Origin of the sequence: Devosia sp. Root635 (genome assembly GCF_001427605.1) — a bacterium.
In the GTDB taxonomy this organism is placed as follows: domain Bacteria; phylum Pseudomonadota; class Alphaproteobacteria; order Rhizobiales; family Devosiaceae; genus Devosia.
Genome location: NZ_LMGZ01000019.1, coordinates 44,418 through 67,555, shown reverse-complemented (window position 1 = coordinate 67,555; position 23,138 = coordinate 44,418). Strand labels below are relative to the sequence as shown.

General features: G+C 64.1%; 28 protein-coding genes. All 28 read right to left on the bottom strand.

Annotated features, from left to right (window positions below; genetic code table 11):
• Positions 1 to 3: 3 nt before the first annotated feature.
• The 28 genes from ASD80_RS11545 to ASD80_RS11410 all read right to left on the bottom strand — a co-directional run bounded on the left by ASD80_RS11545 (position 4) and on the right by ASD80_RS11410 (position 23,082).
• On the bottom strand, positions 4 to 411 hold the full coding sequence (locus tag ASD80_RS11545; protein ID WP_056232925.1) for a C40 family peptidase: 408 nt from the start codon (positions 409 to 411) through the stop codon (positions 4 to 6).
• Positions 408 to 974 carry a DUF1833 family protein gene (locus tag ASD80_RS11540; RefSeq protein ID WP_056232922.1) on the bottom strand — a complete coding sequence of 189 codons (567 nt, stop codon included), beginning with the start codon at positions 972 to 974 and terminating at the stop codon, positions 408 to 410. Before ASD80_RS11540 ends, ASD80_RS11545 begins: the two co-directional genes overlap by 4 nt.
• Positions 974 to 1,339: a hypothetical protein gene (locus tag ASD80_RS11535; protein WP_056232920.1), complete on the bottom strand. Its 366-nt coding sequence runs from the start codon at positions 1,337 to 1,339 to the stop codon at positions 974 to 976. Before ASD80_RS11535 ends, ASD80_RS11540 begins: the two co-directional genes overlap by 1 nt.
• On the bottom strand, positions 1,339 to 3,270 hold the full coding sequence (locus tag ASD80_RS11530) for a phage tail length tape measure family protein (protein ID WP_056232918.1): 1,932 nt from the start codon (positions 3,268 to 3,270) through the stop codon (positions 1,339 to 1,341). The genes ASD80_RS11535 and ASD80_RS11530 overlap by 1 nt, the downstream gene beginning before the upstream one ends.
• A 148-nt stretch (positions 3,271 to 3,418) precedes the next feature.
• On the bottom strand, positions 3,419 to 3,760 hold the full coding sequence (locus tag ASD80_RS11525) for a hypothetical protein (protein ID WP_056232916.1): 342 nt from the start codon (positions 3,758 to 3,760) through the stop codon (positions 3,419 to 3,421).
• Positions 3,757 to 4,161, bottom strand: coding sequence for a hypothetical protein (locus ASD80_RS11520; protein WP_056232914.1), 405 nt, complete (start codon positions 4,159 to 4,161; stop codon positions 3,757 to 3,759). Before ASD80_RS11520 ends, ASD80_RS11525 begins: the two co-directional genes overlap by 4 nt.
• A gap of 11 nt (positions 4,162 to 4,172) precedes the next feature.
• Positions 4,173 to 4,625: a hypothetical protein gene (locus ASD80_RS11515; protein WP_056232912.1), complete on the bottom strand. Its 453-nt coding sequence runs from the start codon at positions 4,623 to 4,625 to the stop codon at positions 4,173 to 4,175.
• The gene (locus ASD80_RS11510; RefSeq protein WP_056232910.1) at positions 4,625 to 4,945 is read right to left on the bottom strand and encodes a hypothetical protein; all 321 of its coding nucleotides are present in this window, start codon (positions 4,943 to 4,945) and stop codon (positions 4,625 to 4,627) included. Before ASD80_RS11510 ends, ASD80_RS11515 begins: the two co-directional genes overlap by 1 nt.
• Positions 4,945 to 5,130: a hypothetical protein gene (locus ASD80_RS11505; protein ID WP_056232908.1), complete on the bottom strand. Its 186-nt coding sequence runs from the start codon at positions 5,128 to 5,130 to the stop codon at positions 4,945 to 4,947. Before ASD80_RS11505 ends, ASD80_RS11510 begins: the two co-directional genes overlap by 1 nt.
• Before the next feature lie 3 nt (positions 5,131 to 5,133).
• Positions 5,134 to 5,574, bottom strand: coding sequence for a hypothetical protein (locus tag ASD80_RS11500; RefSeq protein ID WP_056232905.1), 441 nt, complete (start codon positions 5,572 to 5,574; stop codon positions 5,134 to 5,136).
• Between the two features lie 79 nt (positions 5,575 to 5,653).
• Entirely contained in the window at positions 5,654 to 6,592 is a 939-nt protein-coding gene (locus tag ASD80_RS11495; protein WP_056232903.1) for a Mu-like prophage major head subunit gpT family protein, read from the bottom strand.
• 12 nt (positions 6,593 to 6,604) lie between these two features.
• The gene (locus tag ASD80_RS11490; RefSeq protein WP_056232901.1) at positions 6,605 to 7,039 is read right to left on the bottom strand and encodes a hypothetical protein; all 435 of its coding nucleotides are present in this window, start codon (positions 7,037 to 7,039) and stop codon (positions 6,605 to 6,607) included.
• On the bottom strand, positions 7,036 to 8,394 hold the full coding sequence (locus tag ASD80_RS11485; protein WP_056232899.1) for a S49 family peptidase: 1,359 nt from the start codon (positions 8,392 to 8,394) through the stop codon (positions 7,036 to 7,038). The genes ASD80_RS11490 and ASD80_RS11485 overlap by 4 nt, the downstream gene beginning before the upstream one ends.
• Before the next feature lie 26 nt (positions 8,395 to 8,420).
• Entirely contained in the window at positions 8,421 to 9,986 is a 1,566-nt protein-coding gene (locus tag ASD80_RS11480) for a phage portal protein (RefSeq protein WP_162247349.1), read from the bottom strand.
• 50 nt (positions 9,987 to 10,036) lie between these two features.
• Positions 10,037 to 10,270 (bottom strand): DUF6148 family protein, encoded by a 234-nt coding sequence (locus ASD80_RS11475; protein WP_056232895.1) that lies wholly within the window; start codon positions 10,268 to 10,270, stop codon positions 10,037 to 10,039.
• A complete protein-coding gene (locus tag ASD80_RS11470) occupies positions 10,270 to 12,270 on the bottom strand; it encodes a phage terminase large subunit family protein (RefSeq protein ID WP_056232893.1) in 2,001 nt (666 codons plus the stop codon). The genes ASD80_RS11475 and ASD80_RS11470 overlap by 1 nt, the downstream gene beginning before the upstream one ends.
• The gene (locus tag ASD80_RS11465) at positions 12,267 to 12,866 is read right to left on the bottom strand and encodes a hypothetical protein (RefSeq protein ID WP_056232891.1); all 600 of its coding nucleotides are present in this window, start codon (positions 12,864 to 12,866) and stop codon (positions 12,267 to 12,269) included. The genes ASD80_RS11470 and ASD80_RS11465 overlap by 4 nt, the downstream gene beginning before the upstream one ends.
• Positions 12,867 to 12,990: 124 nt before the next feature.
• Entirely contained in the window at positions 12,991 to 13,794 is an 804-nt protein-coding gene (locus tag ASD80_RS11460) for a hypothetical protein (protein ID WP_056232889.1), read from the bottom strand.
• 112 nt (positions 13,795 to 13,906) lie between these two features.
• On the bottom strand, positions 13,907 to 14,458 hold the full coding sequence (locus tag ASD80_RS11455; RefSeq protein ID WP_156460419.1) for a hypothetical protein: 552 nt from the start codon (positions 14,456 to 14,458) through the stop codon (positions 13,907 to 13,909).
• Between the two features lie 430 nt (positions 14,459 to 14,888).
• On the bottom strand, positions 14,889 to 16,760 hold the full coding sequence (locus ASD80_RS11450) for a phage/plasmid primase, P4 family (protein WP_056232886.1): 1,872 nt from the start codon (positions 16,758 to 16,760) through the stop codon (positions 14,889 to 14,891).
• Positions 16,753 to 17,934, bottom strand: a complete 1,182-nt coding sequence (locus ASD80_RS11445) for a hypothetical protein (RefSeq protein WP_056232884.1) — start codon at positions 17,932 to 17,934, stop codon at positions 16,753 to 16,755. The genes ASD80_RS11450 and ASD80_RS11445 overlap by 8 nt, the downstream gene beginning before the upstream one ends.
• Positions 17,931 to 18,296: a hypothetical protein gene (locus ASD80_RS11440; protein WP_056232882.1), complete on the bottom strand. Its 366-nt coding sequence runs from the start codon at positions 18,294 to 18,296 to the stop codon at positions 17,931 to 17,933. The genes ASD80_RS11445 and ASD80_RS11440 overlap by 4 nt, the downstream gene beginning before the upstream one ends.
• Positions 18,289 to 18,633, bottom strand: coding sequence for a hypothetical protein (locus tag ASD80_RS11435; RefSeq protein WP_056232880.1), 345 nt, complete (start codon positions 18,631 to 18,633; stop codon positions 18,289 to 18,291). Before ASD80_RS11435 ends, ASD80_RS11440 begins: the two co-directional genes overlap by 8 nt.
• Positions 18,626 to 18,943, bottom strand: coding sequence for a hypothetical protein (locus ASD80_RS11430; protein WP_056232877.1), 318 nt, complete (start codon positions 18,941 to 18,943; stop codon positions 18,626 to 18,628). The genes ASD80_RS11435 and ASD80_RS11430 overlap by 8 nt, the downstream gene beginning before the upstream one ends.
• A complete protein-coding gene (locus ASD80_RS11425) occupies positions 18,940 to 21,672 on the bottom strand; it encodes a DNA methyltransferase (RefSeq protein ID WP_056232874.1) in 2,733 nt (910 codons plus the stop codon). Before ASD80_RS11425 ends, ASD80_RS11430 begins: the two co-directional genes overlap by 4 nt.
• A complete protein-coding gene (locus ASD80_RS11420) occupies positions 21,669 to 22,010 on the bottom strand; it encodes a hypothetical protein (RefSeq protein WP_156460418.1) in 342 nt (113 codons plus the stop codon). The genes ASD80_RS11425 and ASD80_RS11420 overlap by 4 nt, the downstream gene beginning before the upstream one ends.
• A 14-nt stretch (positions 22,011 to 22,024) precedes the next feature.
• Positions 22,025 to 22,780, bottom strand: coding sequence for an HNH endonuclease (locus tag ASD80_RS11415; RefSeq protein WP_082555260.1), 756 nt, complete (start codon positions 22,778 to 22,780; stop codon positions 22,025 to 22,027).
• Between the two features lie 62 nt (positions 22,781 to 22,842).
• Positions 22,843 to 23,082: a hypothetical protein gene (locus ASD80_RS11410; RefSeq protein WP_056232870.1), complete on the bottom strand. Its 240-nt coding sequence runs from the start codon at positions 23,080 to 23,082 to the stop codon at positions 22,843 to 22,845.
• Positions 23,083 to 23,138 lie beyond the last annotated feature (56 nt).

The window sequence follows — 23,138 nt, the reverse complement described above, 5'->3', positions numbered from 1 at the left end:
GGATTAGATCGGCAGGTGAAACCGGAATCGGCGCCAGCCAATGGCTTCCAGCGTCGGCAACGTGTCGGCGACGACGCCGCAGTCTTCGATGGCGTGGACGATCACCCCGCCATCTTCTTCGAGCCAAGTGCCGATATGGTAGCCGCACACATTGCGGGCCATCGTTACCAGGGCGCCATCGGTCGGCGCATCGACTTCGCGCCACTGCAGGCGCTCCGGGTGCACGCTGATCGCCGCGGCGATCGCCGAACGGCCAGCCGTTCCCGGCATGGCAAAATCCGGCATCGCGCGCCCGAACAGTTCCCGCTGCAGGAATCGGGCCGAGCCGTAGCAATCCACGGTGCCGGCCTTTTTTCCGCCCAGCGAATAGGGCGTCCCGATATGGGCGTTGACGATCTCGGTGCGGGTCATTCGCTAACCCCGAACAGGGCCGGGTAGCTTTCCATGTCGAATGTCATCCGCGGGAACGACCGGTTGAGCAGGTCGACGAATGATGCCGTGCCGGAAAGGCGCAGCTGCGTCGCCGTCACGACGCGCATCGTCAGCTGGTCGATGATCATGTCGGGTGGGCCGTCCGTCTCGTATTCGCTGCCCGATTTGACAGCCACCCACTCGCGATAGATCACCTGGGCGGAGGCCCGCACCCTTGCGGCGGCCTGCAGCTTCGGCCAGATGGTGCGGGGCACGTTGTCGAGGCTGAGATTGAGCGAGCCGAAACTGGTCTCGGATTGCTCGGGCAGGCTGACCTTGAGTGACAGGGGCTCGAAGCGTTTCACCTCGCCCCCGAACAGCGGCGCTCCGGCTTCCAGCTCCAGGTCCCATGCGCGGCCATCGAGGGCCACGCGGATGCTGTCGGCTTCGTCATCACCATCGACGAATGCGGGGTGCAGTAGCTCAAGCGTGTGGATCACGAAGTCATCGGCCGGCGCCACGGCATAGGCCTCGGCAAGCGCCGCGCTCCAGGGATCGACCATCAATAGTCCTCGATATCGAGATTGAAGCTCACTTCGAAGCCGCTGCTGCCGCGCGACGCGGACTGGTAGAGACCGCCGACCAGGCTGCAGGTCCGGTCGGCATAGCTGCCGCCCTTCCAGACCGGCATGGTGAAGTCGAGCGTGCCGTCTGCCAGCGTATCCCGCACCCACGCTTCGAATGTCGCATGCTCGGCCGCGGTCATCGGAATGCGCATGGCCATGGTCGCGACATTCTTGGTAGTCGAGCGACGGCGCCGCTGCATGCCGTCTTCCATGTCCGTGGCGAGTGGCGCACGGAACGGCGTGATCTGGGGTGAGCCAGCAAGCGGCTTGTGCCGCACAGTGATGGGCCAGGTATCGGGCATCAGAAGGCGGGCTTTCTGCTAAGGCCGAAATTGGCTTTCATGGCGCCGTCGAGCCGTCCCTCGCCCATGGCCTGGGCTACGGTACCGACGATGACCCGCACGATATCGACATTGCCGCTGCTGCTGACGCTGGCCTCGGGAGGGCCTTCGTGGCTTGCGTCCTGGTGCACATGCACCTCGACCGAGCGGGTGCCGCTGCCCGATGAAATTGCGTGGTCGATGACCGTTTCCTGCGGGTGCAGGATTGCTGGAAAGCCGCCCTTGCCATCGACGCCACCGGAGCGGGCACCATCGCCGGTATAGCCGCCACCCTCAAGGCTCGGGCCCGTCAGGCCGGGGAAGAAGCCACCCGTGCTGCCGGTAATGCTGCTTCCGACATTTGGACCGCCCCCGAACAGCATGGAGAGCCAGTTTCCGCCGCCGCCACCCGCAAGGCCGCTGAAGTCTAGCTGGCTCAGCTGCTTGCCAATCTGGAGCACGATGCGCAGCAGTTCCTGCCCGGACAGCTTTCCGTCATCGAAGGCGCCGGCGATAGATTCGATGGCACTGACGCCGATATCGCCCAGCTTTTCCATCGTCTTCTGCAGCTGCTCCTGCTGCTTCTCGAGGTCCTCGACCGCCTTCTGTTGGTCGAACAGCGCCTCGGTTGCGGCGCGGATCGCCATGCCCTGCTGACTTGAGGCCTCCACGCCCGCCGAGCGGATATTGTTGAGGACCTCCTGCTCCCTGGCCGAGAGGTTGACCAGCTTTAATTCGTGCTCGAGGTTCGCGATGACGCCGGCATAGGCATCGGCCTGCTTGCCCGCGGCGGACGCCGACTCCCGGCGCGCTGCGGCTGTAGCCTGCGCCGCGAGAGCTTCATCGGTGGCTGCGATGACCGCGGCACGTCCCGCCTCAGTGCTCGCTGGATTGTTCAACACGGCATCGCGGATTTCCTGGGCAATTTGCGCCTGCGTCCGTAGCTCCGGGGTCAGTTGCTTAAGCTGTTCAAGGGCGCTTTCGACCGAATTGGTCTCGAAGAATGAAGTGAGGTCGCCATCTCGCGCAATGCCTGCCAGGGCATGGGACTGCGCGACCAGGTTGGCTATGCCATTGCCGAACTGGATCGCCTTGATGGCGCCTTCCTGCCACGCGTCGATCATGTTCCGCGTCGAGCCGGGAATTGCCGCGCCGGCCTGCTCCAACAGGTTGAGCTGATCTTTGACGTCTTCCAAACGACGATGAAACTCTTCGGCTGATATCTCTCCATTCGCGAAGGACCCAGCTAGGTCCTGCATCGATCGGTTTGCCTCGGAGCCGAACTTTGTGAACAGCGGATCGTTGGCGAAGTCTGCCATCTGCGCGCGGAAATCATCAACCTCCGCACCGATGGACTCGAATGCAGTGTTAAGCTCGCTGGTGGCGATCGAGCGAGGAAGCCGAGACACCGCCTCGAAATAGGCGCCAACTGCCGTTTCGGCTGTTCCATAGCCCGCGACAATGCCCTCGATTTCCTTGCGATGCCGCTCAAAGGCTTCGGTGGCGCTTTCCGCGCTGCCCTGCGCACTCATCAGCCATTGCACGAGCGCTGCGCCCGCCGCGATTGAGCCGATGGTGATCAGGGTCACCGGACTGATCAGGCTCATCAGCGCCGTCTTGAGAGCGGCGACGGCGGCCCCTGCTTTCATGGGCCCGAGCACCTGGCTGATCTGCGTTCCCTGCTGGATCGCCAACAAGAGTGGCGACTGGCCCGATGCGAGCATGACGCCAATATCGTTGAACTGGGCCGCCAGGTTGGATGTCGCAAAGCCGGCGTCATTCATCGCCGTGGATACGCGGCCGCCGGTGCTCACGATCGCGCCCGAGGCACGGTTCGCATCGGCGACCGCCTGGTCGAAGACGGGCTTTGCGGCATACTTGCCGGTGATCTGGATGGCCATCTGCGGCGTCATGCTCATCCCCTCGCTTCGTCGGCTGTCATCTGGCAATGGGCCAGGAAGTGGTCGAAATCATCGAGAGTGAAGCTCTCGCGGATCTCTTGCGGTGTCTTGTGCAGCCGATCCGCCAGCCGGTAGATCACCCGGCGCAGCGGATCGGCTCTCAGTTTTTTTCCGCGTCCTCGATCGAGGTGCGGCCCAGCATCTGCAGCGCGATACGCGAGATCACGCCGGGGTCGGCCGTCTGGCGCAGGGCCACGGCGTCGCCAACGGCAAACAGCCGCTGGCCATTCTCGTCACAGGCCTTGAGCGCGATGATCCGCGCCGCGCGCTTGTGCCAGGCATCGCCGTCCATTTCCTGCACCAGCGACAGGTCGTCGAGCGTGACCATGCGATAGGTGAGGATAAGGGCCGTCCCGCCTTCTGGCGCCCATTCGGGCACGGGGAGGCGGCGTACCCTGTCGGGCTCGGCGTGGGCCTTGATGCGGTCCAGCAGGTCGCTCATGCCGAATGGGTCGTTTCGGTCAGCGGGCCAGTACCCTGGAAGTTCGCCTCGAAGTTGACGATGGCGCCATTGTCCGAGGTGATGGTGCGACCGGTGACGATGATGTTGCCTGCCAGTTTGGCGAGGCCATTCGTCGTTCCAGTGGGGGAGGCTTCCAAGGCGAGTTCCGCGCCTTCCTTCACCACGGCCTGGCCGTTCGTGTCTGCCGGGAAATACCAGCCGCGCATGCTGCCGGACCACGTCGGCAGCGCGTCGGATTTGAACGTGCGCGCAGCGTCGCCCTGCGCCGTGTCGTCATTGGTGCCGATGCTGGTCTGGATGGTGAAGCCGGTCAGCTCGGCAACGGCGGTCGGCGTGCCGCCAACCTTGAGCACGCCGGAATTACCGCGGTGAGTGGTCATGGGGAAGTCTCCTAGACTGGGGTTGTGGGGTCGGTGTAGGCCGTCCGGTAGGTCACCGGGAACAGGATGCGGATCACGCCCGTTGGCCGGGCATTGCCTTCGCTCGGCTCTGGCAGATCGATCTGTGTCGTCGGCGTGCCGATGTTCTGCAGCAGGCCGTTGAAAGTCGTTGATTGGTCATAGGCGCGGGCTTCGACTTCGGCGGCGATCTGGTCGAGCTTGTCGAGCAGCTCGTCCGGCTTTGCCTGCAACCGGCCTTCGACGATCAGGCGCCCGTTGCGCGCCATATTGGGGGCGCTGTCCCAGGCGCTGTCTTCGTCCAGCAGCAGTATGTTGAGGCAGGGCATATCATCCTTGCCGATGGCGGCGATGCGGCCGGTGAATACCTTGCCGCCGGTCGTGGTCAGGCCGGTAAAATCGACAACGGCGGCCTTGCGCACCTGTGTGCGGATATGCGCGGCCATCAGATGTCCTCCTCTTCGAGGCGGACATTGGCCATGCCGGTGCCATCAGGCTCGATCGATTTGACCAGGTAGTGCTTAGCGCGAAAGAGCACTTCGTCACCCTGGTTGGCATTGAGTGGCAGGTCCGCTTCCTGCATCGTCACGGTGGCCTCCTGCCCTTGGATCGAGGGGCCATCCTGCGTGTCGATCATCAGAGAGCCGGCCTGTCCGAGCACGCTGATGGCGACAGGGTCGGCAGCACCCACCGTCCACAGGATGGTCTCGCCGAAATCCGCGCCGTTGACGAAAACGGCGCGGTCGGCCGCGCTCTCGACTGGCATCAGGTCGAGGCCTTCTCGGTGGCAGCCTCGGCCCAGCCGTTGCGGCCCCAGACCTCGGCCGTAGCGCGGTCAATCTGCGGCGGCTTCGCCTTTGGGTCTGGCGTGTCGACGACATGGAAACCGGTTCCCTTGGGGAACCGGTTCTCGTGGGCCAGCACATCGGTGGTGGCGATGATCTTGCGCATCGCCTAGCCCTGCAGCTTGGCGAGTTCGGCTTCGGCCTTGGACAGCGCGCCCTTCGCCTTGTCGAGCTTGCCCTGCGCCTTGCTGCGGCCGGCATCGTCGGTTGCGGCGGCAACGGCGGCCGTTTCGGCTTCGATCTGGGCCTTGATGCCCGAGACCTTCTTCTCGACCGCTGCGAGCTTGTCGGCAGCCTTGTCGTCGGCCGAAGCAGGCGCGATGCCAAACATGACTTCGAGGCCGCGATCGAGATCGCTTTCGATAGCCAGCTCTTCTCCTCCCTTGAAGCCGAGCTGGTCGTTTGCGGTGAACAGCTTGCGGTCCTTCACGGACTTGTTGCTGTCGGTCGGTGAGATGGAGTGGGCGCGGTCGCGCGCCTGTTCCTTGGTAAGCCAGACCTGTGTGCCGGCCGGAACGTGCCCGAAAAGGGCAACCTTGGTGACTTTCATCGGAATGATCCTCATTGCGGGAAACGAAAAGGCCCGCTCACTGGCGGGCCTTTTCGAGGGTCTTGGTTCGGATCAGCGATTAGGTGAAGGTCACCTGCACGGAGCCCTGCCAGTAGCCGTAGCCGACATTGCCGGCCCAATCGACGCCGTAGATCTGTTCCTTGTTCATCTGCTCGTATTCCGAGCCGTCGCCGATCGCCACCACGTCGGCGCCGCCATCCTCTTCCTGCAGGATGAACGGCTTGATCTCGCCATCCGTACGGAAGATTGCAAACGTGTCGGTCCAGGTGAGGCGGGCATTGACCTGCACGTTGATCGTGAAGTCGCCCTTGAGTGCCGCGATAGTGGCAGTGGCGCCGTTGGCACCAACCAGGATGGCCACTGCCTTGAGGGCCACGCCCATCATCGCCACAGGCACCATGACCGTGAAGGCCTTGGCCGCCTGGTTCATCGGCTCGCCAGTCGAGTCCTTGAAGCCATACATTTGCTGGATACCAGCAAGGATGGCATCGGCGAACTCGTCGACCGTCGGAGTGGTGCCGGTCGCGGCCGCGAAGGTGATCTTGTTGCTCTGCGAACCGCTGTCACCCTCGACGTGGTCGGTGTCGAAGAAATACTGGCCGTCATAGCAGAGCGCCGAGGCGCCGTTGAGGATCAGGCGGGACAGCAGAGTACCGGGATAGTCGAGCACACGGCTGGCGAGCTGATTGATGCGGATCTGGATTTGGCCGGTCTTGTCCCGGCGCATATCCTTGGACTTCACCCGGATATTGGCCTCGTGATCCTTGTTGGAGATCACGAAGCTGCTTTCCAGCAGTTCGTTCATCTGGCGCTTGCCGATGAACTCATGCATGGCCGGCGGCGCACCCAGCCAGGCGTAGGTCTCGCTGGCCTGGTCGGAGTTGGTCTTCATCGCCAGGTCGGTGACCCAGCTGGCAGTCCCGGTCTCGAGGGCGAGCAGAAGCATGGACTTCACGCCGCGCGTCGAGAGCTTATCGTTCTGAGCAGGATAGCTCATGGATGTGGCCCCTTATGCCTGGAGCGCAGCGCGAACGAGCGCGGCGTCGAATTCAACGACGGCGATGCCCGTCGACACCCAGCGGCTGACATAGCCGATGAGAGAGTTGCTGGTCGCGGTGAGGGTGAACGTGTCGTCATCCGACGCGTAGACCGCCGCACGGTCGTTGGAGGTGACCGGGAGGCCCGAGATAGGGAGGGTGATGAAGCCCTTCTGTTCAACGGTCACGCGGATGTCGCCGGCGGCGCCTGCGGCGTTGTCGGCCTTGGCCACGGCAAAGCCCTGGAACACGTCGGCGGCAACGAGCGGGCGAGAATAACCCGCCGCATTTTCGCCGACGGCCGCGCCCTGGTAGATGATGTCGGCGGCGATCACGGGGTATTCTTCGCGGATCGGGTCGCCCGAGTAATGATAGACCCGGGCCTTGTTGGTCGCGAGAGTGGTCACTTCACACCTCCTTTCTTGGCTTCATCTCGTTTGAAGGCGACGTACGCCTCCGCCGTGGGGAACTCGCCCTTGAGAGCCGGGCTGGCTTCGTATTCGGCCTTCCAGCCCTCAGGCGTCGCCGCCTTGGCACCACCTGCGGGTGCGGCCGGCGTTGCCGCCGTCGCAAGCGCTTCGTCAGCCTGAAGGGCGCTGACTGCGGCCCCCTCGAGGTGTGCGCCAGCATTGATGATCGCCAAGGCCGCCGCTTCGGGCGACGTGCCTTCAGCCTTGGCCTTGGTGATGATCGTCGCGGCACCTGCACCTGCCTTGGCGCCCAGCTCGTCGAGTGCAGCAATGCGCCCCCGCTCGGCCTTGAGATTGGCGTCAAAGGTTGCGTTCGCCGTCGCCGTGGCATTCGCTACGGCAGCATCGAGCTGGGCCTGGGTGATGCCCGCATTGCTTTCGGCTGCGGGCGCGCCGTTGTTCTCGCTCATGGATTTTCCTTTCTGCGAGGAGGAGCGCCCGGGGGCGCGGGTCAGGTCCGCAAGGACCGTCTCGAAGGTGCCCACCCTGTCGGCGAGACCAACCTTCACGGCAGCCTCCCCGATGAAGCAGCGGGCTTCCGTCTTTCGTGCGGCGGCGGCATCAAGGCGGGAGCCTCGGCCAGCCGCCACGGTGTTGAGGAACAGGTCGTAGAAGTGGTCGACCTCGGCCTGAATGTCCGACTTCACGTCGTCGGTCAGCGGCTCGAAGGAATTGCCATCGACCTTGTGAGCGCCGGCAAAGATCAGCGTCGGCTTGATGCCTTCGGTGTCGAGCCATTTGCTGTAGTCGACATGCATCATCAGCACGCCGATCGATCCGGACAGGCCCGATTCAGTGGTGACGATATCGGTGGCGCCCGAGGCGATAGCGTAGCCGGCAGACGCCGCCATCCCGTTGACCACGGCGATGACCTTCTTCGTCTTCGCGATTTCGCGGACAATCGCGGCTGTTTCGAAGGCTCCGATGGCTTCGCCGCCAGGCGAGTGGATATCGAGCAGGATGGAATGAACGCCGGCATCGGCAGCGGCGGTCTTCAACTGGTGTTGGATGCCCTCGTATGAGGTTACCCCCGAGTAGGCGCCGATCCAGGCGCCGCGGTTCACCAGCGAACCGACGACGCTGATAATCGCGACGCCGCCCGAGACGTTGTAAGGGGTCAGCTTCACGCTGCCATAGCGACCCGGCTTAACGTTGCCATTCTCGTCGCGCTCGGGCAGCTGATCACCCTCAAACCGACTGGCATCGGGCGTCTCGATGCCAATGCGACCCGACAACACGCCCAGAACCACGGCGGCCTTGTCCGGATGCAGCAGAAGCGGGCGATTGAGCACCCGGTCGGCGACGTGGAGAAGTCTGCTCACTTGTCATCGTCCTTTTTGGTTTCGCCATCGTCGTCCGGCTCATCGGCCGGCTTTGGATTTGGCTTGGCCGAGGTCGCCGCCGGCGCCGGCGCCGACTGGCCGATACCGTCCTTGCGCCGCGCCATTTCCTCGTGGGTGAGCTGGGCATGCTTCCGCTGGAAGTCGCCGCCGGTGCGTTCGGTAATGATCTGATCGCGGGTCTTGGTACCCATCTCCAGATCCTTTTGGTCGGCATTGGCCTCAACCTGCGGATTGATCTGGATGCGGGTCGGCCCGATCCACTGTTTGCCGAGCCAGGCCATCCGCTTACCGGCTTCGGTGAGGAAGCCCTTGGCTTTGAGCCGGCCGGTCGCCACGGCCTCGGTGAAGAACCATTCGAAGACCACGTCGGCCACTTCGCGCTCGAACCATGCCTTCTCTGAGAGGAACCCCTTCCATGCGATTTCGAGCGCGCCACGGCTCGCCGAAAACGACGCCGAGAAATGCATGATCATCAACTCGAACGGGATTTCGAGCACCACGCCCATCTGCTTGATGATCGCGAGCATGAACGGCTCGAAGGCAGTGTTCGGCCGCGAGGGCGTATGCATCTCGACGGTCGACCCGTTCGCCGTCGTGATGATGGCGAGGTCCTCGATCTTGAGTTCACCGTCGGCAGTTTGCTGCTCGCCCTCAGCGCCAGGCGCCGAGATGACGTGGTCGGCATCATCGTCGGCGCCGAGCTGCTCGAAGGCGAACAGCATCGCGTCGTTGACCGCAGCATTGATCTCGGCGTCGGTCAGGTCCTTGAGCTGCTTGACCAGTTGCACGATGGGCGCGAGCAGCGGCACGCCGCGCGGCTGACCCGGGCGCTGCATCTGGAACGGCAATAGCATCAGTTTGCTGCCATTGGTCCCGACGCGCGGCACGAAGTTCCACTTGAGCGCGCCGCCCATCATGTCACCGGGGTGGCGGTCGCTGAAGTGATACCCCTCGACGACACCCGAGGCACTCACCTGGACGCCGCCCTTGATACGGTCGCTGTCGGCCATGCGGTTCGGATTACAGACCCGATCGCCCTCGATCAGCACCAGCTTGAGACCATAGGTCTGGCCGGCATCCTTCCGGTACCGCCGCACCACGCCGATATCGCCCGAGACGCGCGCCGAGCGATAGATCAGGCGCTGCATGTCCATCCAGTGCAGCACCCCGGACCAGTCGGCATCGCGCTGCCACAGCTCGAACTCGCGTTCGATATCGTCCTGGGCGGCAATCGCCTGCTCTTCGCTCAGGCCAAGCACTCTGAAGTCGAGCTGCGACTTGAGCCGCAGGCCGGTGCCGATGACGCCGTTGACCTTGGTCTGGATGGCACCAAGCGCCAGCGGCGAGTTGCGCTCGAGGTCTCGCGACCGCGCCACCAGGTCGGGCAGGTCAGGCAACAAGTCTGCCGCAGCACTGCCGCCGGTCGGCCGCCAGCTGCGAGTGCGGCGGCTGTCGCGGCGCCCGCCCTCGTAGCCGCCGCTGCTGCCGGCTCCGGCAATTGCCTGGGCGCTGCGATTGACGCTGTGGGCAAGCGCATTCACGCCCCGGGCCAATCGACCGCGGAAGCTGTTCTTCGTCACTGGCTTGCCCATCAGCGCACCACGTATCGCATGCTGCCCCGGCCCGAGGCACGACGCTCGGCGGCAGTGAGCTTGCCCTGCCAGTAGGTCACGCGTTCGCCGACATGCTTGAGGTCCGCACGCGTGAGGGTACGCGACGACCCGTCGGTCTGGATCGTGTAGCTCTGGCTGGTGGCCAGAGCCTCTTCGGCCGCAAGCCACAGGTCGAGCATGGCCTGCGCTCTTTCAACCGTGATCCCAGGCATCAGTCTCGCCTCATCTTCCGCACGCCCCGTTGCGGGCGCGACCGTGTTGCCGCCGGCGCCGGGGGCGCTGCAGCGGGCGCCGGGGTTGCCGGAGCCGTATGGTTGAACAAATCCTCGATATCGCCCTGCACGGGCTCCGGGGCGCAATCGCGGGCTCGCTCGTAGCGGTCCCAGATGGCGTCCGGCAGGGCCCGCGTGGGCCCCGCTATGCGAATGAAGGCCGCTTCGGCCTGCAGATGCGTGTCGAGGCCCTCATTGGCCTGCAGCGGGTCCTTGACCCACTTATACTCGTCGAAGCCTCGCTTGCCGGTGATCCGCTTGCGGCTTTCGGCGGTCAGCTGGCGGTAAAACTCGTCTTCTAGACCCTTCGGCAGGTCGATGAAGCCGCGTTCCAGCGGGTCAATCTTCACCAAGTTGCGGTAGAGCGCCATTTTCAGCACTGAGGTGGCGAAGTTGAAGAACCGCTTCGAGTAGGGCAGCTTCTTGCCCGCCCGGTTGGTTTCCTTCTTCACCGCGGTCAGCAGCGGCGCGGCCTCCGAGCCGATGCCGCGCACCATGATCACCTTCGACGACGGGTGGCGCTTCGCCCACGCCCAAACGTCCTCGGTCCAGGCATTGCCGTCGATTGCAGTCAGGTCGATCCCGATCCGGCGGCCATAGGCGTTAGGATAGGTCTGCTGCAGCAACCCGTTGAGCACTGCCTGGCACTCGACCGTCGAGATATGGCCGGGAATGATCCCGTAAGTGACGATCGCCCGCTTGTGCTCGCGGCCCCAGGCCACAACCTGATACTCGACACGGTCCTTCTGGCAGTCGACGCCGCAGGTGAGGATCACGTGGCCTGCTGGCACGTGGCCCTGCAAGCGATCCGATAGTCCACCACGGTCGCGCAACGCCTCCCACGGCGGCGCGTCGCCGAGTGTCCGGTAAGCGCGACCGACTGTGTCGTTGAAGAACGTCTGCTCCGAGGCCGGATTGCCTTTGGCGCTGATCCATTCCCGCGCAATGCGCTCGAAGCTCTGCAGCAGCGAGTAGGCAGACCACAGGTGAAAAGACCGATGCACACGCATCGCCGCTTCGTTGGAGGCCTTCCAGACCTTTTCGCCCAGCGTCTCGCGGCGCTTGGCTTCCCGCAGCATCTGCGGGCGGTGATATTCCTCGATCGCCGCGCCGCAGTCTGGCCCGGTGCAGATGAAATGCGCCTTTTCAGGGTGCTCCTCATCGAGATTGTCGAGAAAGTTTTCCCATTCGAGCGTCTGCATATGCCCGCAATGCGGACAGGGCAGGTAGAGCTTCTCCTGGCTGCCTTCCTCAAAGGCCTTGGTGATCCGGCAGCCGGGCTCAATGAGCGGCGTCGAAATCTTAAATACCTTGGCGAACTCATGAGCGCGCGACCGGCTGTCGGCCTGCGTCTCCGGGTCGCCGCCGGAATTCATCTCCCATTTTGCCAGATCGTCCTGCACCTGGCGCTTCATCGTCACCTGGGAGAGCGACGCGGGCGAGTTCGCACCCGAGATCTGGATGGCGCCCTTGCCATCGACGCGCTCTTTGTAGAGCACGCTATCGCCGCCATCCCGCGACTTGAGCGGAAACAGCTTCGCCAGTGCTGCCGTGCCCTTGAGCATCGGCACCAGCTTCATCTTGCTCCACCGCTGGGCATTGCTGTCGGTGGGATGTACGTAGAGGAAGTCGCCGGGGTCCATGTCCATGGACCCGCCGCAGAAGATGTTGGCCAGCACCGTGCCGCCGAGCTGCGCCGACTTGGCCAGCGTCACCGTTCGGCACGGGTCATCCGGCGATAGCGCGCGCAGGATTTCGTCGAAGTAGTAGAACAGGTCCCGGTTGTAGGGTCCTGGCAGCGGGCTCTCGCGCTCGGAGAACACGATGTTGCCTTCCGCCCAACCGAGATAGTCCACCCGCGGCGGCGGCGTCAGCGTGTCGGCCAGCACGTCCGCGGCAATGCGCTCGGCATTGGCCACGTTGACGATCATCTGGCTCATGCCTCGACCGCCTCTGTCACCACGATCTCGACCGTCGCCGGCAGCTCGGCCGCGCGAGCCCTTGCCCGTTCGGCCGCTGCGCCCTTCTTCTCGTTGCGCACCTGGCGGAGCAGGTGGAGCACGTCGCGTTGCACCAGGCCGAACTTGCTGGCGATCTCAGAGGCGAAGTCGGCGAGCATGGCGCCGTTTTCTTCGTCGACCTGCCGCGCCAGCTTCGTCATTGAGGCGCGCACCTGGTCGGCCGGCACCAGCTGACCCTGCCGGACCAGTTCTTCCGAGGCCGCGATGCGGTTCTTGCGTCTCTCGCTCTCAAGCCGCTCCTGCTGCAGCTGCTGCGCCAGGTCGTCGGTCTTGCTCGGCTTCGGCGCCATCGGCTCATCCGGCATTGTCAGCTGGGTGCCAATGCCATTGCCCAGGCTTTGCCCGATGTCGCGGCGCAGGCTGATCTGCCGCACCGCCTTCTCGACATCGATCTTGGCTGATCGCCCTTGGCCAACCAGGCAATCCTGCCCGATGATCCCGGCAGTCAGCATCTGGCTCACCCGACCCGCCGACACGTTGATGTGCGCCGCGAAGTCCGACTTGCTCAGTTCCATTTTAGTGCTTTTGAGGCTCCAGTTTAGAGCGCTCTTTAGGCTCTAAAAATGCTGTCTGACTGGCCAATGCTCGGGGCCCGAATTACCCGCAGGCGGGCGGGACGCTGGAAGGACCCACGACCCATCATCGGCTCGTGTGCTTCTTCAGTTCAGCATAGAAGTGCCGCTGCCAGTAGGGCCAGAACACACGCTCGACCTTCGCCCTGGCTGCCTGACCGAAGTCATAGCGCTTGCGATAGGTCGGCTGCTTCACGAACACGAACACGGCCCGGATGCGGTTGCCTTGCCGCTCATAGATACCGCGAGGCAGGCGACTGATGCCACGATCAGCACGTGGTCCGCTGGTCTGCGGTATGAAGTACCGAGCCTTGCCCGCCCTCACGTTGCGCACCTTGGACTTGGCCGTCTCGTTGGCCATCGAGCCAGCGAACCGCTCCATTGCCCGCAGCTGCGAGAGGATGCGCACGATGGTCGAGCCCGGCACGTTGCCATGCTGGTCACGCTTGAACCCGATAGCCGGGATGGCGAACTCATCGGCCCGCATCACACCGATGGATCGGAGGGCAACCTCGAAGCGCTTGGCCCCGCGTGCACCGCCCATCACCTGGGGCATGAGATACTTGGACGGCGCAGTGCCACCCGATGCCTCATCCCTGATGAACACCCAGGCGGTGAGGCTGTCTGATGTGGCCTTGCGGTAGAGTGGCGCCCGCTCTGTTAGCGGCTTGGGACGATCGAACACGCCCCTGATCTTGTCGGTCTCGGCGTGGGCCGCATCGATCACGCTGTCATTGAGCGCGTTGCGCGTGATCGAGGGTATGCGCCGCTGCGCCCACTCCGGCATCTCGCTCTTGATCGAGGAGATATCGGCCTCGAACGATATCGAGAGCGCCGCGTTGCCCGGCCGGACGATCACCGATCGCGCCATGCTGGACCCCGGAAACGCAAAAGGCGCCCCGGTTTCCCGATGCGCCTGTGTGTAGACCTGATTTCTTGTGGTTGAAGGTATGTCAAGTTTTACGGGTTCGTCAACAGCGAGTTTAGCCAGCCCACGGCTCCGGTCGAGCGCCGGGCCCGATGGCCTCATGATCGACCATCTCGGCATTGAGCAACGGGACCAGGTCGACCAGCGCGGCGCGCCAAACCGCGTAGGCGCGGCGGCTTTCTTCGACATGCACCGGATTTGTGCCCACCAGCTCGGCTGCCTGATAGCCGAGGAACCCGGTTTTCTTCGCCGGATCGGCCCAGAGCTTGCGCGGCTCGCCATGCTTGTCCTTTGGCACTACCCATTCGCCCGGCCCTTCCTCGTGCCAGTCCGGCTGCGTCGCTGACTTGGCATGCTTGATCACGAACATCCAGGCCTCGGGCGGGAGTGCCATCACCGCATCATAAATCACCGCCGCATCCTCATGGCAGTGCACCGCGAAGTGCCTGGCACCCGCCGAGGTCGTGTCCACCTTGGTGCCCAGCATCAGCATTTCGGCGAGAGAGCTATGACTTGCGCCGCTCGGACCCTTTGGCCGCATTGCCGCTGCCACCAGGTCAATCTTCTGATCACGAAAGGCCCAGATCAGCAGGTCTTCGACATCCATGGCCTTCGGCATCAGCTCTATCCTTCTTTTCGCGACCCTTTCGATAGTTGGGATGAACTATCGCAGGGAAAAACGTGAGGGAGGGCGAGGGTTAGCGACGGTTGCGGTAGTTGCGACGGTTTTCCCTTGTGACATGAGAATTTCGCAGACCGACCAAATCAGCTTCAACACCCCGAACCCCTTCCCCATCAGTATACGCGCACGAAAGGGTCGCAACGGTCGCAAAGCCTCTGCAAGTCGTTGATATACTTGTTGATTTAGATTTGCGACCGTAGCATCTAACCCTCGAAAAACTCTCGCAACGGTCGTGCGGCCCACGCTTGCGTGGGGCGACCGTTGCGACTTCCTTTCCCCTTCCCCCAAGGGGGCGCGGGGATCGGAACGCGAGGGTCGCGACTGCTGCCGCTGCCCTCGCGAGGGGTCGGGGGAGTTACCGGTCGGGAGACCAGCCGGGGTCGCGGGGATCGCTGGTGGTTCGGGGGACGTCGCCGAGGCGCACGCCGAGGTAGTAGACCAGCCGGCCTTCTTCCTTCTGGTAGCCGAGCCGGCGCATGGTCTTGCCGAACGACGTCTCGTTCCAGGCCTTGAGCCCGTTGGCCAGGCACCAGTCGTTATAGGCGGCGAGCATGGTGCGGGCCTGCACCTTGCTCTCCGCATCGGGGATCAGCAGCGCCTTGCAGAAGCGGCCAACCGGGTCCTTTTCCTCGCGATAGTCCTGGGTGAACTTCTTCACCTTCTCGGGGATGTAGGGGTCCAGCCCGTCGCGCAGGTAGAGCATCAGGCCTTCGATCAGCCAGTTGAGGATACCGGCACGCTCGGCCGCGAGAATCTCGAGCATCTCGTCGAACTGGATGCGCTCACCCTCGGGGATCGTCACTTCCCATGGGGTGATCAGCACGCGGCGCCAGATGCCGTTGTCGCCGCCGCTGATTTCTGGCAGCTCGTTGCCCGACAGGATCGGCACGAAGATCGGGCGGAACTCGAAGAACTCCTTCTGCAGGAATCGAGCGATCATGGTGCCGCCACCCGACACCGCCTTGATCAGGCTCTCGCGCAGCGGCGTGCCCTTGGGCAACTCCTCGACCACGACATAGCGGGTGTTGAACAGCCGGGCGATATCCGGCGAGGCCTGCTGCCCACCACGCTGCGCATCGCCCGTGATGGTATCTGGCGAAACGACGGTGCGGAACGTCCCGGCCATCCCGCCGATGGTCTCGATGTAGATCGACTTGCCGTTGGCGCCGTGCCCGAAGTGATAGATCACCTTCTGCTCGCCATTGCCGCCGATCAGCAACGCGAAGCCGTCGAAGACCTGCAGGAATTTGCGCATCACCGGCTCGGGCTGCGATCGTTCGAGAAACGCCATGAACCGCGGGCAGGTGGCGTCGGGGTCGTAATCGACGTCTGCCAGCTTGGTGATCATGTTGCCGCGATCGTGCTCGAGCACTTCGACGTGGCCGATCTTGCGGGGCGGGATAGGTGTGCCGTCCGCCTCGGGTGTCAGGTCCTGCTCTGGGTCGTTGATGCGACTGAACCGCAGGGTTTTGTTGCGGCAATTGAACAGCATACGGTCCCTATCGAGCACGTCCTGCTCGATCGACTTCTGGCTGGCCGCTTGTGTCAGCAGCGCCGTGGTCTTGCTGGCATTGCCGGTACCCACGGCAAAGCGGATGCGTGCGGCGCGCTTCTTGGCCAGCGTGGTGCGCGCCTTATCGGCCTTTGTGAGCAGGGAGCGATCGGCGGCCGTGATATCGGCCTCCGGCTTCTTTGACACGGCCTCGGCCGCGGCGATCAATCGGCCGACGCGGGGAGTGGCCAGGATGAACAGGGCTTCGAGCTTGATCTTGTCGACTAGATCCTGCGCCATCAGCCGCACATCGAGGTCGCCATCGTCACGCTTCCAGTGGTTGACCTGGTAGGTCATCCAGCCGAGGCCGCGCACATGGCCGACCCTCTGCCCATCCCAGTCGATCCAGCGCCGGGCATTGTCGCGGTCATTCTCGTCGCGCTCTGCATTGCGCTTGAGCACCACGATATCGTCTTCCGACAAGCCCGCGAGACCGCCGCTTTCCTCCTCCACGTCGTCGAAGTCGGGCAGGCCATCGTCGCCTGGGCCCGGATCGTCCGGATCAGCCGCCGGCGGCGCCTCGCCCTCGGCCGAGGCCTTCGGCTTGCGGCCGCGCTTTGGCTTGGCCGATTCCTCCGGCTTGCCGCCGTCGATGACCTTGAAGTTGCCCTTCACCGGCCGCTGGCGCGCGGCGGCTCTTTTGACCGGGTTGTCGTCGTCGGGCGTATCAGTCACCGGCCTGCACTCTCACAAGTTCGTTCATGTCCTTGCCGTCGCCGATCGGCTCGACATAGCTGGCCGCCAACAGCGGCAGCGCGGGATTGGCATCGCGCGCCTGGTCGCGCAGCGTCACGGCGCGCGCCAGGCCGCGGATGATTTCGGGCAGCGTCTCCGCCTCGTCGCAGAGATAGACCAGCTCCTCGCACCAGTCGGGCGGCAAGAAGCATTCGAGATCGTCGAGGTCAGGCCGATCGCGGTGACGCTTGTTCTCGATGTCGCGAAACGCCTTGCCCGCCATGTTGGGCACGTCGACCCCGGCCCAGTAGGCGGTGCCCGGCTCGAAATTGTGCACCGCCATGGTCCAGGTCGTCTCGATGCCTTCGCCCATGACGATGCGGCGCAGCCCGGCCGAGGGCGTGAACAGGCGGATCGATCCGCCCTTCTTGTGGCCGAACACCTTGCGCGACGGCAGCGGCTCGAAGGCGCCGGTCTTTTCGTCCATCCGAGTCGGGTGGTGCAGCGCTACCTTGCCCTTGGCCTGGCCGAGGTCGATCCAGGTGACATGCACCGCCTGCATCTGCATATCGGGCTGCACCACGCCGGCGATCATCGCCGGGCCCGAATGGATCACAGGCCAGGTCTTGCGGCCGTCGACCATCACTTCGGTGACATAGTCGAGCACCGGGATCTCGCGCAGCCAGCGCGACGGCTTGAGCCCGCGCAACGCCAGATAGTCCAGCACACCCCCTGACCCGGCCGGGCCGGGCTCGACGGAACGGTTCCACAGCGTCACAGCGTCGCCGATCGCCTTGAGGCGATAGCGCTCGGCATCGGACTGGCGCCGCTGCTCATCCCGCCGGCGCTGCTCATCGAGCTGCCGCGCCCTCTCTGGGTCGAGCGGCTCGCTGGCCTTGCGGCCGGTAATGATTTCGCAGGCATCAACGAAGGGCACGTCCTCGGTCTTCATCACCAGGTCGATGACGCCGCTGCCGCTGAGCCCGCATTTGCGGCAGTTGAAGGTGTTCTTCTGGGTATGGATGGCAAAACGATCCTTGCCGCCGCATTTGGGGCACGGCCCGCAGCGATCGACGCCGTTGCTCAGCTTCCATCCCCTGAACGTCGACCAGCTCCAGCAAGTCACCGCCATGGCCTGGTCGCGCAGCGATGCCAGTTCGGGCGACAGGGTCATGCGAGGACAGGCCTCGTGTTCCATTCGTTGATCTTGCTGGTGGCGTAGTCAGCCAGGATGCATTGCGAGCGATGCGGGTGAGCCCAGCCGGCGCGGAAGGCGGTCTCGACCAGGTTGCAGCCGCAGAACGGGCACGGCTTGGGCTTCGGCCCATGCTCGACCAGCCGGCGCCGGCCCTGCGCCGTGATTTCGAGCCAGTTCGCGCCGAGGCCAAGGCTGAACAGCAGCATGCCATCGCCGCTGGCCCGCAGCCGCTCGGCGATTGCAAGCGTGGCCGAATGGGTGATGATCAGCGGCGACGGCACCAGCTTGCCCAGCAGGTGCAGTTCTTCGGCCTCGGGCGGCGCGTCGTAGCTAGACATCGGCGCGCTCCACCCGGTTGAGCGCCTGCCACTTCACCAGCTCGGCGAGCACGATGCCGGCGAGGCCCTCGGGCTTGCCGCTGGCGTCGTGGGTCATGGCATGGGCGAGGCCCTCGACGGTCGCGCCGTGCTGCAGGCTCATCGAGATGAGGATCGCGACGTCGCGCGCTGCCAGGTCGCCATCGCTGCCCACCTTGGTATGGGCGTTGATGAACACCTCGGCCAGCCGGCCATCGGGATGGCAGCCGATCGTGACGGTGTAGAACTTGTCGGTGAAGCGCGGGAAGGCGAGGTCGAAGCCCTCGGCATAGCGGCGCTGCGGCAGGGCCTCACGCATCGGCGGCCTCCCGGATCATGCCATGCCAGCGTTCGAAGCCGGCAGTCTTGTCGAGCATTCGCTGGGTGGAGACGGGGATGCTCAGTTCGGTGGTCGCAACGCCGATGCAGGCATCGACATCGGCGATCTCCCGGCCCAATTCCATGAAGTTGGTTCGACCGGAATCGGGATCGACCTCGTCGAGGCCATGGATGATGCAGCGAGCCGCGCGTGCCGCCAGCTCGTTGCACTCCTCGATCAACTTGCCGAGGATCGCTAGGCGGATGCGATCCTGTTCGGGCAGCCATGGCGAAATCTGTCCCTCGGTCACGCCACCATCTCCTCTTGCTCGATTTCCATCAGGCCGAAGAGGTCAGGCATGGCCAGCTCCTCGGCCATGGCATGCACATGGGCGCAGCCGTCCACGAAATAGGCCGGGTTCAGCTCGACGCCGCGACCCTGCCGCCCGAATTTCAGCGCGCGCATCGGCACCGTCATCAGCCCGCCGAACGGGTCGAACACCACTTCGCCGGGCGCCGTGTATTGGTTGATCGCGCGATCGACGATGTCGAACTGCAGCGGGCACAGATGCAGTTCCTTGCCCTGCTGCGCCTGCAGCGTGTTCATGCTCAGCATGCGGGCGACATCGGTCCACACATCCTCGTGCCGGCTATGCGGCGGCAGCAGCATGAAGGTCGACGGCAGCGCGCCCTTCTCCTCGAGCGCCTCGGCAATCTTGACGTGATGCTCGAAGTCATAGACCTGGTCGAGCTGGTAGGCCTTCCACAGCTTGAAGATGACATTGGCGTCGAGCCCGAGCATTTCCTCGGGCGTCAGCAGCCGGTTGCCGGTCACCCGCTCGTAGCCATGCGCATCGAGCTGCCAGCGGGCGCGGCTATAGCCGTTCGGGTTGATCCAGCCGCTGATCACACCGGCCTTGTCGCCCTCGGCCGCGATCAGCTCGCGGATCGCCGGGCGGTGCGCCTTGAGCTTGGGGTCCTTGAGCGCCTTGCGCGCATCGTCCACCCACAACTTCATGCCCTTGGGCACCCGCTCGTCGGCATAGCCGTCAGAGGCATCCGTGGGCGGCTTGCGGAACACCAGCAGGTATTCCGGCATGCCGTTGCCCATGCGCGAGCCGTCCTTGCACTGCTCGGTCCAGCCCAGCCGATAGGTCTGGTTGTTCTCGCGCACCACGTCTGTCGTGATCGTCTTGCGACTGAGAAAGGCGAAGCCATGCCGAACGAAGGCGCGGATCGTGTCGTCGGAGAACGGGTAAACCGTCTGGAAGCCGAGGCCGGTCATGCCGCCCGGCACGATCCGGTCCTTCACATGGATGGCGGCGATCCGCCCGGGCTTGAGCACGCGCAGCAGCTGCGGGATCAGGAAATCCATCTGCGCGAAGAAGTGGCCATTGTCGTCGGTATGGCCGAAGTCGGCATAGTTGGGCGAATACTCGTACTGCGTCGAGAACGGGATCGAGGTGACGATCAGGTCGACGCTGTCGGCGGCCATGGCCTGGCATTCAGGCACGCAGTCATTGTTGACCAGCACATAGCCCGGCCCGCTCACCTCCACCCGCTCCACGCCCATGGCGCGCGTCAGGCTCTGGGCCATCGCCGCCGAGGCGAGGCCGTATTCTCGGATGATCTCTGTCATGATGGCCATCTGTTCGTCGTGGCGGCGCCACTTGGCTTCGAGCACGTCCCGCACCGGCCGCTCGGCCTCGGTGTAGATCAGGTCGATCCGCACTTCGTGCAGCTGCAGGAATCGGTAGCAGCGATGCACCGCCTGGATGAAGTCGTTGAACTTGAAGCCGATGCCGAGGAAGATTTCCCAGTGGCAGTGCCGCTGGAAATTGCTGCCCGAGCCGAGCATCGACGGCTTCCCTGCCAGCTCGCGGCGCCGGCCTTCGGCGAACTCGGCCACCATGGCCTCGCGGGCTTCGAGGTCCTGGCTGCCATAGACCGCGCCGATACCCGGTACCGCCTTCTCGATCGCCCGCCGCTCATCCTCGAGGTCGTGCCAGATGACGCGATGCGCCGCCGGGTCGAGCGCGCGCAGTTCGACCATCTTGCCGATGCGGATATCGAGGCTGTCGCGCTTCTCGCGGGCGGCGTCCGATAGCGAGGCGGCGGCATTGCGCAGAAGGCGCCCCTGGCCGCTCTTCTCCTCGCCGGCCGTCGTATGGTCGGCCGGCAGCTCGTGCCAGTGCACGGTCAGCGGCGGCAGCGCGTAGCCTTCGTCTGAAAAGCCGAGGTCGCTGGGCTTCTGCACGAATAGGCCCCAACTCGCCACCCACAGCCAGAACTCGCGCTGCTTGTGCGGGTGGATGGTCAGCGTGTCGGCCTTCTCGCTGTTGCGCTTGAAGAACCGGGTCTTGGCCTGGCCGACATCCATCACCTCGAGAAATGCGGAATAGGCCAGCAGCTCGATATACTGGTTGGGCGACGGCGTGGCCGTGGCGACGAACTTGAAGCGGATGCCATCGAACAGCCGCATGAACTCACGGAACGTCTTGGTGCCGCCAAAGCCGCGCAGCACCGAGGCCTCGTCCAACGACGCGGCGAGGAAGTCGCGCGGGTCGAGCTTGCCGTCGCGGATCGTCTCGTAATTGGTGATGTTGAGGCCGGGTACCGCCTCAGTCAGGCCGCGAATGAACTTGAGCGACGGCACCCGATTCGGATGCCCTTCCTGCCACGCCGTCAGCTCGTCGCGCTGCGCGTCGCTGATATCGGGGTGGTTGCCGGTGGCCAGCGTACGCACGTCGGCAAAGAACTCGCGGCGCACACCCAACGGCGCGGCAATGAGGCCCATGCTGGCGCCTTCGCCGAACCGCGCGCAGATGATCCGGAGGATCTCGATCTGCATAAAGCTCTTGCCGAGCCCGAAGGCGGCAAAGATGGCGCGCCGGCCGCCCAGGCATGCCCATTTGACAATGGCCTTCTGGTGCGGCTTGAGCAGCGGATTGATCTCGTGATCTTCGACGACGAAGCCCGAGACCGGCGCCATGGCCACCTTGGCGGCGAGGAATTCCTCGTATCGGATCGGCATGTTCATTCCGGCCAGTCCCATACGATGAGGAAGCCGTTGAACACGTGGGAGCCATCGAGGAAGAAATCGCAGAACGGCAAGATACCTTCGAAGCCATCGGCGATCGCCAAGGCTTGGCGCTCCGGCACGTTGAGATAGCGCCCGTTGATGCACACGCTGTCCTGCCGGATCGTTATCGGCTCGACAGCAGTGCAGACAGGGTCATTGGCAACCAGCTTTCGGCAGGCCTTCGTCCGCATGCCGGTGTAAAGCTGGATGCTGCCACCGACCTTGAAGCGATCGCCCTTCGCCCGGATGCTCCGCCGCTTCTCTCGCCGCTCGACCGGTCCGGAAAATTTGGCCATGAAGTTGAGTGCGGTCATCGCGCCGCCTCACGCCTGGTGCGCGAAGCATGCTCGAGCTTGGCCACCGCCATGATCGTCGGCTTGAGTTCCGCCGGCGCCGTGTCATAGCCACGACCGAAACGACCGTTCAGTCGCGGCAGCACGGCCATCGGGATGGCTTCCCAATTGCTCGGATCGGTGTTGAGCTTGTCGCTGTCCAGGCACTTGAGCACGTAGCCTTCTGGCACCGGCCCGTTGGCCTGTTCCCAAAGGCATCGATGCTTGTGGATGCGGCGGGTGGCCGCTCCGGTCCATGGGTTCGGCGCGTCGATGATGATCCAGACGTAGCCGTCCTCGTCGACCGATTCATGACCGGCGCCGCGGAAGGTGTGCGGCACCTGACCCTTCTTGAACTGGGTTGCCGCCGACTTCGCGTTGAAGGGCATCTTCTTGCCCTTGTTTGCTGGCGCCGCCCCTTTGGCGAAATGACCGGTGCGACCAGTTTTCCAGCCCTGCCGCTTGCGCAGGGCGTTCAGCTGCTCGGCTGAGATATCGACACGGCCGAACTGGACGCAAAAAGCACTATGGAACTCGCCGATCATCAGGCCGCAATTCTCGCGCAGCCAGGCAATCTCGGCCGCCGAATACTTCAACAGTCGACCCTTGGTCCTGCCCGGCTCTCGGCCGACCTTCCAGCCTTTGCGTTTGCGCAGGCTGTGCAGATGGGCGGCGTCAACATCGGAACGGCCGAACGCGGCAACGAATTCGGCGTGATAGTCGCTGATGATCATCGAGCGGTTGGCTTCAAGCCAAGTCATTTCCGCTGCCGAGTAATGGATGGGCCCGCGCCTCGTCATGACGCCTTGCCCTCGATCTGCGGCAGGTAGGGTTCGGGATTGGACCCATATTCGGCGACCAGCTCAGCCGCTTTGATCTGCAACGCGGCATTGCGAATAATCTGGTCCGCAACAGTGACGATCGCCTCGCCACGCTTAGCCTCGGTGTCGATCTGTTCGGGCGTCAGATCTTCGTCAGACAGCCGTTCGAGCTGGGCGAAGAGGTGGTTGTTGAGGTCGGAAAGACGGTTCTTCATCACATGTCATTCCCAAAGAACATGCAGACGCACGCGTAGACCGCGACCGCGCCGAA

Excerpts from the sequence above, each read along its gene's own strand:
- ASD80_RS11530 (WP_056232918.1), bottom strand. The coding sequence starts at position 3,270 with ATGACGCCGCAGATGGCCATCCAGATCACCGGCAAGTATGCCGCAAAG.
- ASD80_RS11495 (WP_056232903.1), bottom strand. The coding sequence starts at position 6,592 with ATGAGCTATCCTGCTCAGAACGATAAGCTCTCGACGCGCGGCGTGAAG.
- ASD80_RS11520 (WP_056232914.1), bottom strand. The coding sequence starts at position 4,161 with ATGACCACTCACCGCGGTAATTCCGGCGTGCTCAAGGTTGGCGGCACG.
- ASD80_RS11545 (WP_056232925.1), bottom strand. The coding sequence starts at position 411 with ATGACCCGCACCGAGATCGTCAACGCCCATATCGGGACGCCCTATTCG.
- ASD80_RS11415 (WP_082555260.1), bottom strand. The coding sequence starts at position 22,780 with ATGATCATCAGCGACTATCACGCCGAATTCGTTGCCGCGTTCGGCCGT.
- ASD80_RS11475 (WP_056232895.1), bottom strand. The coding sequence starts at position 10,270 with ATGCCTGGGATCACGGTTGAAAGAGCGCAGGCCATGCTCGACCTGTGG.
- ASD80_RS11435 (WP_056232880.1), bottom strand. The coding sequence starts at position 18,633 with ATGCGTGAGGCCCTGCCGCAGCGCCGCTATGCCGAGGGCTTCGACCTC.
- ASD80_RS11525 (WP_056232916.1), bottom strand. The coding sequence starts at position 3,760 with ATGAGCGACCTGCTGGACCGCATCAAGGCCCACGCCGAGCCCGACAGG.
- ASD80_RS11535 (WP_056232920.1), bottom strand. The coding sequence starts at position 1,339 with ATGCCCGATACCTGGCCCATCACTGTGCGGCACAAGCCGCTTGCTGGC.
- ASD80_RS11515 (WP_056232912.1), bottom strand. The coding sequence starts at position 4,625 with ATGGCCGCGCATATCCGCACACAGGTGCGCAAGGCCGCCGTTGTCGAT.
- ASD80_RS11460 (WP_056232889.1), bottom strand. The coding sequence starts at position 13,794 with ATGGCGCGATCGGTGATCGTCCGGCCGGGCAACGCGGCGCTCTCGATA.
- ASD80_RS11510 (WP_056232910.1), bottom strand. The coding sequence starts at position 4,945 with ATGCCAGTCGAGAGCGCGGCCGACCGCGCCGTTTTCGTCAACGGCGCG.
- ASD80_RS11465 (WP_056232891.1), bottom strand. The coding sequence starts at position 12,866 with ATGGAACTGAGCAAGTCGGACTTCGCGGCGCACATCAACGTGTCGGCG.
- ASD80_RS11425 (WP_056232874.1), bottom strand. The coding sequence starts at position 21,672 with ATGAACATGCCGATCCGATACGAGGAATTCCTCGCCGCCAAGGTGGCC.
- ASD80_RS11455 (WP_156460419.1), bottom strand. The coding sequence starts at position 14,458 with ATGGATGTCGAAGACCTGCTGATCTGGGCCTTTCGTGATCAGAAGATT.
- ASD80_RS11445 (WP_056232884.1), bottom strand. The coding sequence starts at position 17,934 with ATGACCCTGTCGCCCGAACTGGCATCGCTGCGCGACCAGGCCATGGCG.
- ASD80_RS11420 (WP_156460418.1), bottom strand. The coding sequence starts at position 22,010 with ATGGCCAAATTTTCCGGACCGGTCGAGCGGCGAGAGAAGCGGCGGAGC.
- ASD80_RS11440 (WP_056232882.1), bottom strand. The coding sequence starts at position 18,296 with ATGTCTAGCTACGACGCGCCGCCCGAGGCCGAAGAACTGCACCTGCTG.
- ASD80_RS11505 (WP_056232908.1), bottom strand. The coding sequence starts at position 5,130 with ATGCGCAAGATCATCGCCACCACCGATGTGCTGGCCCACGAGAACCGG.
- ASD80_RS11500 (WP_056232905.1), bottom strand. The coding sequence starts at position 5,574 with ATGAAAGTCACCAAGGTTGCCCTTTTCGGGCACGTTCCGGCCGGCACA.
- ASD80_RS11410 (WP_056232870.1), bottom strand. The coding sequence starts at position 23,082 with ATGAAGAACCGTCTTTCCGACCTCAACAACCACCTCTTCGCCCAGCTC.
- ASD80_RS11540 (WP_056232922.1), bottom strand. The coding sequence starts at position 974 with ATGGTCGATCCCTGGAGCGCGGCGCTTGCCGAGGCCTATGCCGTGGCG.
- ASD80_RS11470 (WP_056232893.1), bottom strand. The coding sequence starts at position 12,270 with ATGAGCCAGATGATCGTCAACGTGGCCAATGCCGAGCGCATTGCCGCG.